General features: G+C 73.4%; 8 protein-coding genes. 1 reads left to right on the top strand and 7 read right to left on the bottom strand.

Annotation, left to right across the window (positions count from 1 at the left end; genetic code table 11):
• Positions 1 to 163 precede the first annotated feature (163 nt).
• From ACFYSC_RS20170 to ACFYSC_RS20150, 5 genes are all read right to left on the bottom strand, one after another.
• A complete protein-coding gene (locus ACFYSC_RS20170) occupies positions 164 to 967 on the bottom strand; it encodes a TIGR03084 family metal-binding protein (protein WP_362941882.1) in 804 nt (267 codons plus the stop codon).
• Positions 968 to 1,044: 77 nt separating this feature from the next.
• Positions 1,045 to 2,211 carry a carboxymuconolactone decarboxylase family protein gene (locus tag ACFYSC_RS20165; protein ID WP_389963556.1) on the bottom strand — a complete coding sequence of 389 codons (1,167 nt, stop codon included), beginning with the start codon at positions 2,209 to 2,211 and terminating at the stop codon, positions 1,045 to 1,047.
• A gap of 41 nt (positions 2,212 to 2,252) precedes the next feature.
• Positions 2,253 to 3,905: a GMC family oxidoreductase N-terminal domain-containing protein gene (locus ACFYSC_RS20160; RefSeq protein WP_389963553.1), complete on the bottom strand. Its 1,653-nt coding sequence runs from the start codon at positions 3,903 to 3,905 to the stop codon at positions 2,253 to 2,255.
• Positions 3,902 to 4,474: a DUF5987 family protein gene (locus ACFYSC_RS20155; RefSeq protein WP_389963550.1), complete on the bottom strand. Its 573-nt coding sequence runs from the start codon at positions 4,472 to 4,474 to the stop codon at positions 3,902 to 3,904. The genes ACFYSC_RS20160 and ACFYSC_RS20155 overlap by 4 nt, the downstream gene beginning before the upstream one ends.
• Before the next feature lie 15 nt (positions 4,475 to 4,489).
• Entirely contained in the window at positions 4,490 to 5,053 is a 564-nt protein-coding gene (locus ACFYSC_RS20150) for a SigE family RNA polymerase sigma factor (RefSeq protein WP_389963547.1), read from the bottom strand.
• Between the two features lie 792 nt (positions 5,054 to 5,845).
• Between ACFYSC_RS20150 and ACFYSC_RS20145 the strand changes: the two genes are divergently transcribed.
• On the top strand, positions 5,846 to 6,700 hold the full coding sequence (locus tag ACFYSC_RS20145) for a helix-turn-helix domain-containing protein (protein WP_389963544.1): 855 nt from the start codon (positions 5,846 to 5,848) through the stop codon (positions 6,698 to 6,700).
• A 141-nt stretch (positions 6,701 to 6,841) separates the two neighbouring features.
• Here ACFYSC_RS20145 and ACFYSC_RS20140 read toward each other — a convergent pair whose 3' ends face one another.
• The gene (locus ACFYSC_RS20140; protein WP_389963541.1) at positions 6,842 to 8,287 is read right to left on the bottom strand and encodes a cytochrome P450; all 1,446 of its coding nucleotides are present in this window, start codon (positions 8,285 to 8,287) and stop codon (positions 6,842 to 6,844) included.
• Positions 8,284 to 8,823, bottom strand: a complete 540-nt coding sequence (locus ACFYSC_RS20135; RefSeq protein ID WP_389963538.1) for a flavin reductase family protein — start codon at positions 8,821 to 8,823, stop codon at positions 8,284 to 8,286. The genes ACFYSC_RS20140 and ACFYSC_RS20135 overlap by 4 nt, the downstream gene beginning before the upstream one ends.
• Positions 8,824 to 8,837 lie beyond the last annotated feature (14 nt).

Here is an 8,837-nt window from a genome sequence, read left to right as displayed (position 1 = left end):
GATCCGCTGCCAGGCTTTGTCGGTCAGTTCACCTCGTCGCACCACGAGGCATCATCTAACCGCACCACCGAGATCATTTATCAGACACGCCTTAGCCCGCGAGCGCGCGGCCCGGGTCCCGGAGCCGCGGGTCCCCGCCGTGGCGGGGACCCGCGAAACGGATCTAGCGCAGGGCGGGGGCGAACTGGCCCGGGGTGCGGCCGGCGCCGGCCGGGCCCCGGTAGCACTGGGCGATGTCCAGCCAGCGGTCGGCCTCGTCGCCGACGGCGGTGACCGCGAGGTCGTCGCGGTGGCGGCGCCGGGTGGCCAGCAGGCAGAAGTCGACCGCCGGGCCGCTGATCCGCTGCTCGGCGTCCTCGGGGCCGTAGGCCCACAGCTCGCCGGAGGGGCCGGTGATCTCGAAGCGGAACTCGGCGGCCGGCGGCGTCAGGCCCCGGGAGAGGTAGCCGAAGTCGCGGGTGAGGACGGCGAACACCACCAGGTGACGCAGGCTGCCGCCCCGCTCCAGCTCCACGCCGAGGGCGTCGGCGATGTCCTGGCCGTGGGCGAACTGCTCCATGATGCCGGCGCAGGCCAGCACGATGGGCGGCAGCGGGTTGACCAGCCAGGGCACGACCTGCCCGTCGGGGACGGCGGCCAGGGCCGGCACCACGGCCTCGCGCTCGGCCCGCCAGCGGGCCAGCAGCGTCTCGGGGGTGTCGTTCTCGTAGTCCTTCAGCGCGGCGTTCACCGCGCCGTCGAAGTTCTCCTGGGCCTTGGCGGTCATGGCCTTGAACGCCTCGGGGTCGGCGGCGGCGGCGCCGGCCAGCCGGAAGATGAAGGCCAGGTGGGCGATCTGGTCGGCGACCGTCCAGCCGGTCGCGGGGGTGGGAAGCTTCCACTGGTCGGCGTCCAGGCCCGCCACCAGGCGGTCGAGCTGCTCGCCGTCGGCCGTCAGGTCCGCGAGTACGATCTCCAGGTCGGTCACGCGTCCGTCCTCCTACTTGTCGTTTTCCGTCGGGTGGCGCATCGGATGTCGTGGGGCGGTACGGCCGGGGCGGCCGGTCACGCCGGGGTGTGCCGGGCGGTGGCCCCGCCGGGGGCGGGGACCTGATGACCGGCGGGAGCGGGGGCCGGGGTGGAGCCGGGCGTCACGGGTGGCACGGATGTCACGGGTGGCACGGGCGTCCAGGAGGCCACCCGCCGCGCCGCGGCCAGGGCGGCCCACGAGGTCAGCTCGACGAGTTCCCGGTCGCCCGCCCCTGCGCCCCGGAACTCCTCGACGACCGTCCGGTCCACCTGGTGCGAGGCGAGCGCGGTGAGCAGGGCCAGCCGGCCCGCGGGACGCTCGGCGGCGGGCAGCCGGTCCGCCGCGGCCGTCGCCCACACGCGGCTGAGGCCGGCCGGCCCGCCGTCCCAGGCGGCCAGCTCGGCGGCGACCAGCTCCCGCACCCGGCGGGGCACCGATCGCCGGCCGTAGTCTCCGGCGGCGGCGGACGCCCGGGCGAAGGCGTCGGCGAAGTGCGGCACGGCGTCCGCCCACGCCGCCTCCACGCCGTACGCCGAATCCGCGGGCGGGGCGGCGGGGAGCAGGGCGGGGGAGGCGCCGGGCACGGCGGCCCGGCGCGCCGCCGGGAGCATGAGTCGGCCGAGCAGCCGTTCCAGGGGGCGGCGCACGCCCCCGGGCAACCGCGGCGGCATCGGGGAGTCGTCGAGGAACACGTTCACCATGCGGTTCAGGTAGTGGAAGGTGACCGCCACCGCGGCGAGCTCCGCCGTCCGCTCCGCCGGGAGCGGGGCCGCGTGCCGCAGGGCCCTCTCACGGGTCGCGGTCGCCCGGGCCCACTCGGCGGCCTCCGCCACGGCGGGGTCGCCGGCGGCCCCGTCAGCGCGGGTCCCGGGGAGCAGGCCGTGCAGCGTCCCGGTGTGGACGCCGGTGCAGTACGGGCAGGCGTTGGCGGCCGACACCGCGGCGGCGACCGCCTCCCGCTCCGCCCGGCCTGTCCGCCCGGCGGCCAGCAGCGACTCGCGCAGCATCGTCCAGGAGGCGGCCAGCGCCTCCGGCGAGGGCGAGTGCAGCATGACCGGCGGGGCGAGCACGCCGAAGTCGTCTTCGAGCTGCCGGTAGACCCGCGCGACGAGGCCGCGCGCGGCGCCCGGCCGTACCGGGGAGACGTGCCGGACCTGGATCAGCGTTCCCGGGCGCATCAGCCGCGCGAGCATCCGGATCATCGCCTGTCTCCTCTCCCCCGCCGGTCCTGCCGTCGGCGCGGTCACCGTCGCGTGAGTTCCGGGATCAACGTGGTGACGCCGCGACGGCCGGCGGTGGAGCCGTCCGGGGCGGGCGCGCCGTAGGTGACCTCGACGCCGCGCTCCCGCGCCGCCTGGACGATGCCGGGGACGGCCCGCTCGGCCAGGGCGGCGATGGTCATCGCGGGGTTGACGGTCAGCGCGCCCGGCACGGCGGAGCCGTCGGTGACGAAGATGCCGGGGTGGCCGCGCAGCTCGTGCCGGTCGTCCAGGGCCGAGGTGTGCGGGTCGTCGCCGATGCGGCAGGAGGACAGCGGGTGGACGGTGTAGGCGCCGACGAGGTCGTTGGTCCACGGCGTCACCGTGGCCAGCCCGTCGCGCTCCAGGATGTCCTTGACGTCGGCGTCGGCCATCTCCCAGGCGCGGATCGTGTTGGCGGTCGGCTTGTAGCTGAGCCGGCCGATGCCGAGCATCTGCTGCGACAGGCGGTCGGCGTTGCCGCGGGCCGGCGGCGGGCCGAACACGCCCTCGTTGTCGTCCTCGATCATCTGGAAGATGATCAGCCACGACTGCCAGCGCTTCAGCATCTCCTTCTTCTCCACGCCGAACCATCCGGGGTTCGCGCCGGGCGCCTGGGCGAGGATGGTGCCGAGGCCCGGCGGGAAGTAGAGCTGTTCGAGGGAGTAGCGGGTGTACTCGGGCAGCGAGCCGTCCAGCCGGTCCCAGTTGGCCACGGTCGGCCCCTTGCCGATCTGGTTGGCGGCGTAGGCCGGGCCGTCGCCGCGGTCCAGGCCGAGCACCTCGCGCACCCGGTCCTCGTTGAGGACGGCCGTGTTGAGCCGCTCGCCGTTGCCGGAGAAGTAGCGGCCCACGGCGTGCGGCATCGGGCCGAGGCCGGCCTCGCTGCGCTGCAGGATGACCGGGGTGGCGCCGGCCCCGGCGGCGAGGATGACGATCTTGGCGTCGATCGCGCCGTCGCCGGAGGTGACCCGGTAGTCCTCGCCGTCGACGACGCTGTAGTGGACGCGGTAGCCGCCGTCGTCGGTCCGGTCGATCCGCTGCACCTCGTGCAGCGGGCGGATCTCGGCCCCGTGGGCGAGGGCCGCGGGCAGGTAGTTGAGCAGCAGCGACTGCTTGGCGTCGAAGCGGCAGCCGGCCATCATCCAGTTGCAGTTGACGCACTTGCCCCGGTCCACGGCGGCCGGGACGGGGTTGGCCGTACGGCCTGCGTGACGGCACGCGGCGGCCCACAGCCCCCCGGAGTACGTGGCGTCCTCCCAGCCCTGGTGGGTGATCGGGATGGACTCGGCGACCCGGTCGTACCAGGGGTCGAGGGTGTCGCGGCTGACGGCGGCGGGCCACATGCGGCGGTTGATGCCGCCGCGGCGATCGAAGACGAAGCGCGGCGCGCGGGGCATGGCGGCGAAGTAGACGACGCTGCCGCCGCCCACGCAGTTGCCGCCGAGGATGCTCATGCCGTCGCCCACGACGAAGTCGAAGGCGCGGGTGTAGGACGATCCGAGCTTGAAGTCGTGCTCGAAGTCGTCGCTCTTCAGCCAGGGGCCGCGTTCGAGGATGACGACCTTCGCGCCGCCGGCCGCGAGGTGGTAGGCGGTGATCGAGCCGCCGAAGCCGCTTCCCACCACCAGGACGTCGGTGCGTTCCGGGCTGCTCATGCGGGGCTCCCTGAGGGGGTCGTGTCCGGGTGCAGGTCCGCCAGGGGGCGGCCGTAGGAGTAGGCGGGGAACCGCCACAGGCCGTCGGCGTCGGGCCGGGTGACGCCCATCGCGGTCAGCCCGGGGTGGCCGGCGGCGAGGGCGTCGGCGGTGTTCAGGTGCGCGGCGGAGTCGTAGGCCATGTTGCTGAACAGGGCGAGGCTGACCCACAGGGCCTTCTCGGGGTGGCCGGGCGCGGTGAGCGTCGCCACCAGCGCGGTACGGCCGGCGTGGTCCAGGGCCACGAACGGCGGGACGTCCTCCTCCAGCGCGATCCCGTGCTGGGCGGCGTAGGCCAGGGCGTGCTCGTCCAGCGCCCGCGCGAAGTCGGCGAGGCCACCGGAGATACCGGTCGCGTCCCATTCCAGCAGCTCGATGGCCCCGGCGGCCACCGCGCCGCCGCCCGGCGCCGCGCCCGCGACGGCCCGATCCCCGGGCCAGCGCTTCTCGCCGGGGATGATCGTGTCCGCGAACGCCTCGAGGGTCATGGTCCTGTCGTCCTGGGGTTCGTTCTGAGCTGGCGGGCGCATACGCGTTCCTCGCATCTAGTTGAGCTCGGGTTCTCCACATGGTCCGGACAACGCCTCGTCCGGCGCATCTTCCACGTTGCCGTCGCCCTCGGCCTGGAGGGCCGAGCGGAGGGCGGCCAGGCCGCGGACGGTCTGGCTGCGCACGGTCGAGCAGCCGCTGCCCATCACGCGGGCGGTCTCCTCGACGCTGCGGTCCTCCCAGTAGCGCAGGACGACGGCGGCCCGCTGGCGCGGGCCGAGGCCGGCGAGGGCGTCCATGAGCATCAGGCGGTCGCCAAGGGTGGCGTAGGGGTCGGGGGCGGGGACGGACTCGGGGACCGAGTCGCCGAGCACCTCCCGGGACCACCGGTGCGCCCTGCGGTCGCTGATGAGCAGCCGTGTCATGACGGTGCGCGCGTACGCGTTGATCTTCTCGTGGTGGTCCAGCCGCTCCCAGTGCCGGTGCAGGGTCATCAGGGTGCGCTGGACGAGGTCGTCGGCCTCGTACCAGTCGTCGGAGAGCTGGAACGCGGCGCGCCGCAGGGCGGACCTGGATGCCTCGACGAAGTGCGCGAACTCGTCGTCGCGTGTCCCGGCCATTTTTCACACTCCAAGAACGCCCTATGAACATAGGACGTTAAAAGGGGTTAAATCTGACAAACAGTTGTTTCGGCACTTCTTGTCCGACCTCCTCACAATTGGCGCACTCTTCCGGACCAACAACCCCTAGAGCCTTCTGACCTGCCCTTACTCCGGGCACCCCCACCCCAGAAAACCGGCGAACCCGCGCTCGGGCCCGCGAAGCGGGCATACGCTCCCCAGGTGACCAGCTCGCAGACCGGCGGCGGAGGGTCGCCGGCGGGCGGCCCCGGGGCCGTCTCCATCCCCGGGCGGCCACCGGATCGCACGGCCCGCCGCCTCTTTTCCGCATCCGACCGGCCCGCGAGCCGGTCGGATAGGAGCGCGATAGGAACGCGAAGGGACGCGGGGGCACGCTAGGGGAAAGGCGCCCGCACGGGGCGCCGCCGTGAAAGAGCAGAACCGCTCCGGCGGTCTTTTCCGCCGCCCGCAGACGGCGGTGGAGATATCGGCAAGGTGCCCGTGACCAGCCCGGGAGAACCCCGGACACGCTCCGAACACATGTCGTCACGGATATATCGCCCATATATCGGGGCGAATTTATCGGCGTGGCGGTGCAGCGCCGGAAGGCTCTCACCGCGTGTACATGTCGACGAAGAAGAAGGACGCAGGAAATAAATCCCAGGCCGCTTCCGAGAAAGCGCTCGACGGCGCCCACCGGATGCTGCCGCGCCAGGAGAGATTCCGGCCTATTTCGAAGGCCCGTTCGTCCGGGCCTGTCCACCAGAAAGCCTCCGGACCCCAGGAGGAGCCATGGATGACGTAATCGAGCGAGCCGTCCTGCGAGTGATCGAGAGCATGCATGAGAACCTCGGAGACCAGATCACCGTCGACGACATGGCACGGACCGCGATGTTCAGCAAGTTCCACTTCTCCCGTGTCTTCCAGCGGGTGACCGGGCTGTCCCCGGGACGATTCCTGTCCGCCGTACGGCTGGGCGAGGCGAAGCGGCTGCTCGCCTCGACCTCCCTGAGCATCACCAACATCAGCCACCAGGTCGGCTACTCCAGCGTGGGCACCTTCAGCTCCCGGTTCACCGGCAGCGTGGGGCTGTCCCCCAGCCGGTACCGGCTGCTCAAGAGCGTGACCCCGCAGTCCCTCGACGACGGCCGCGCCCGGGTCGCGCCGGGCCCGGCCGTGACGGTCAGCGGGACCGTGATCTCCCCGCTGAAGGACCGGCCGATCTTCGCGGGGCTGTTCCCCGACCGGATCCTGGAGGGCCGCCCCGTCTGCTACACGCTGCTCGACGGCCCGGGACCGTACGTGCTCAAGGACGTTCCGGAGGGCCGCTGGCACCTGATCGCGCAGTCCGTCGCCCCCGGCTACGAGGACGCCGTCCGGTACCGGCCGGGTGACGGCGACGCGCTCTGCCTGGCGCGCCGGCCGGTCACCGTGGGACCGGGCGCCGGACCCCAGCTCGCCGACATCGAGCTGCGGCCGATGCGGCCGCTCGACCCGCCGGTGCTGCTGGCGCTGCGCGACCTGCTGTCGGCGTCGGACCCCGCGGGGGCGAGCCGTCCGGTGGAAGAGGAGGAGCCGGACCGGCCGGCGCGCGCGGTGTGCCCGGCCCGGCCGGCGGGCGCGCTGAGCGGAGGCGGCCGGTACTGACGGAGACGGAACACGGCGGCCCCCGGGCGGTGGAGACACCGCCCGGGGCCTGTCGCGTTCCGCGTCCGCGCGTAACGGCACGGAACACGCGGAGAAGCCCGCGAGGCGGGCCCCTTCGCCGGGGCCCGCCGTACGGGCTCGTCAGACCGCCTGGACGGTCATGGGCAGGCCGCCGCGGACCCGCAGGGAGAGCATGGCCTCCGGGAACGCCTCGCGGCCCGGCAGGCCGGTCAGCCGCAGCTCTCGGGCGACCATGGCGATGACGAACGTCGCCTCCATCATCCCCAGGTGGTTGCCGACGCAGAAGCGCGGCCCCGCACCGAACGGGATGTAGGCGTACCTGGGCCTGGCGGCAGGCGCAGCCGGGTCGAACCGCTCCGGATCGAACCGGTCGGGGTCGTCCCAGAAGCCGGGGTGCCGGTGCAGGGTGTAGGTGCTCACCACGACGTCGGCGCCGGCGGGGACGTGGTAGCCGCCGACCTCGTCGGCGGCCAGGGCCTTGCGGGTCAGGGCCCACACGGGCGGGTAGAGGCGCATGACCTCCTCGACGACCATCGCCGTGTACCGCAGCCGGTGCAGGTCCTCGTAGCGGGGCGGCCGGTCGCCCAGCACCTCGACGGCCTCCGCCCGCAGCCGCTCCCCCACCTCCGGGTGACGGTCGATGAGGTGGAAGGCCCACGACAGCGTGCTCGCCGTCGTCTCGTGCCCGGCCAGCAGCAGCGTGACCAGCTCCTCGCGGAGCCGCCGGTGGGCGGCGCGCGGATCGCCCGCCGGCTGCGCGGCGGAGCGCAGCAGCCTCCCGACCAGACCGTCCCCGCTGCCCCCGCCGTCCCCGCCGTCCCCGGCGTCGCCGTTCAGGAGGCGCCGGAGATGGGAGGCGAGGAGGTGGTCGGCCACCCGGTACAGCTCCCGGCGGGCCCGGCGGAACCGCAGGTGCCCGGGGAGCGGCAGCCACAGCGGCACCATGCTGAGCGACACCATCTCGAACATGGCCTGGTCCTGGACCGCCTCGAAGGAGTGGCCGATCGAGGAGAAGGCGCCGAGGTCGGCGTCGAGCAGGGTACGGCCCAGCACCCCGAGGGTCAGGCCGGTCATCTCCTCGGCGACGTCCACCGGCGGCCCGCCCGCGTGGGAGCGCAGCCGCGCGACCAGGCGCGCCGCCTCGTCGGCGACGGCCTCGTCCTGGTGGACGATCCGCTTGTTCTGGAACATCGGCTGGATGGTGCGGCGCTGCGTCCGCCACAGCTCGCCCTCGCTGGTCAGCAGCCCGTCGCCGATGACCCGGCGGGCCTCGGTCAGGCCGATGCCCTTGTGGTAGTTGCCGCTGTTGTCGGCCAGGACGTGCTTGGCGTGGTCGGGGTGGTTGAACAGGTAGATCGACTTGGGGCCGATGGACAGCCGGACCGCGTCGCCGTACCGGGCGGTCGCCTCGGCGAACAGCCCGATGCGGTCGGTCACGAGCTTGGCGAACAGGCCCGGCGTGGCGCGGAGCGGGGGGCCGGGCGGCACCGCGCCGGTGCCGCGCCGGCGCGTGCCCGGCCATGCCGCGGGGGCGGCCGGCCGGGTGCGCTCCCCCAGCAGGCTCATGCCGGGACCTCCCGCCAGTAGGAGGTGACCTCCCGGAACTGGCCCCGGTAGACCAGCAGGCCGTCGCCGTCGGCCTGCTGCTCCATGCCCAGGACCTTCCCGATGAAGATCGTGTGATCGCCGCCGTCGTAGGAGCGCCACAGCTCGCACTCGAAGCGGGCGACCGTGCCGCCGATGAGCGGCACGCCGGTCAGCTCGCCGGGGAGCCACTCGACGGGGTCGAACTGCGCCATGCCCATCGGCCGGTAGCGGTTGGCGAAGTGCCGCGCCTCCTTCTCCTGGCGGGCGCCCAGCACCGAGACCCCGAAGACCCCCGTCATGCTGAGGCACTGGTGCATGACCGCTCCCCGGTCGATGCAGACCAGCACCAGCGGCGGGTCGAGCGAGACCGAGGTGAAGGAGTTGGCGGTCATGGCGTGCGGAACGGGCCCTCCCGTCGTCACCACGGTGACGCCGGTGGCGAAGGCTCCGAACGCCCGCCGCAACGCCTTGGCGTCATCCACCGTGGAAGACGTCGTAGATTGGTCGACTTTCACGCTGACCTCCTGGA

This window comes from Streptosporangium sp. NPDC004379 (genome assembly GCF_042873875.1).
In the GTDB taxonomy this organism is placed as follows: domain Bacteria; phylum Actinomycetota; class Actinomycetes; order Streptosporangiales; family Streptosporangiaceae; genus Streptosporangium.
Note: the sequence above shows the minus strand (reverse complement) of the source record. Positions and strands in the feature narration are given on the sequence as shown.

Excerpts from the sequence above, each read along its gene's own strand:
- ACFYSC_RS20155 (WP_389963550.1), bottom strand. The coding sequence starts at position 4,474 with ATGCGCCCGCCAGCTCAGAACGAACCCCAGGACGACAGGACCATGACC.
- ACFYSC_RS20150 (WP_389963547.1), bottom strand. The coding sequence starts at position 5,053 with ATGGCCGGGACACGCGACGACGAGTTCGCGCACTTCGTCGAGGCATCC.
- ACFYSC_RS20165 (WP_389963556.1), bottom strand. The coding sequence starts at position 2,211 with ATGATCCGGATGCTCGCGCGGCTGATGCGCCCGGGAACGCTGATCCAG.
- ACFYSC_RS20140 (WP_389963541.1), bottom strand. The coding sequence starts at position 8,287 with ATGAGCCTGCTGGGGGAGCGCACCCGGCCGGCCGCCCCCGCGGCATGG.
- ACFYSC_RS20145 (WP_389963544.1), top strand. The coding sequence starts at position 5,846 with ATGGATGACGTAATCGAGCGAGCCGTCCTGCGAGTGATCGAGAGCATG.
- ACFYSC_RS20160 (WP_389963553.1), bottom strand. The coding sequence starts at position 3,905 with ATGAGCAGCCCGGAACGCACCGACGTCCTGGTGGTGGGAAGCGGCTTC.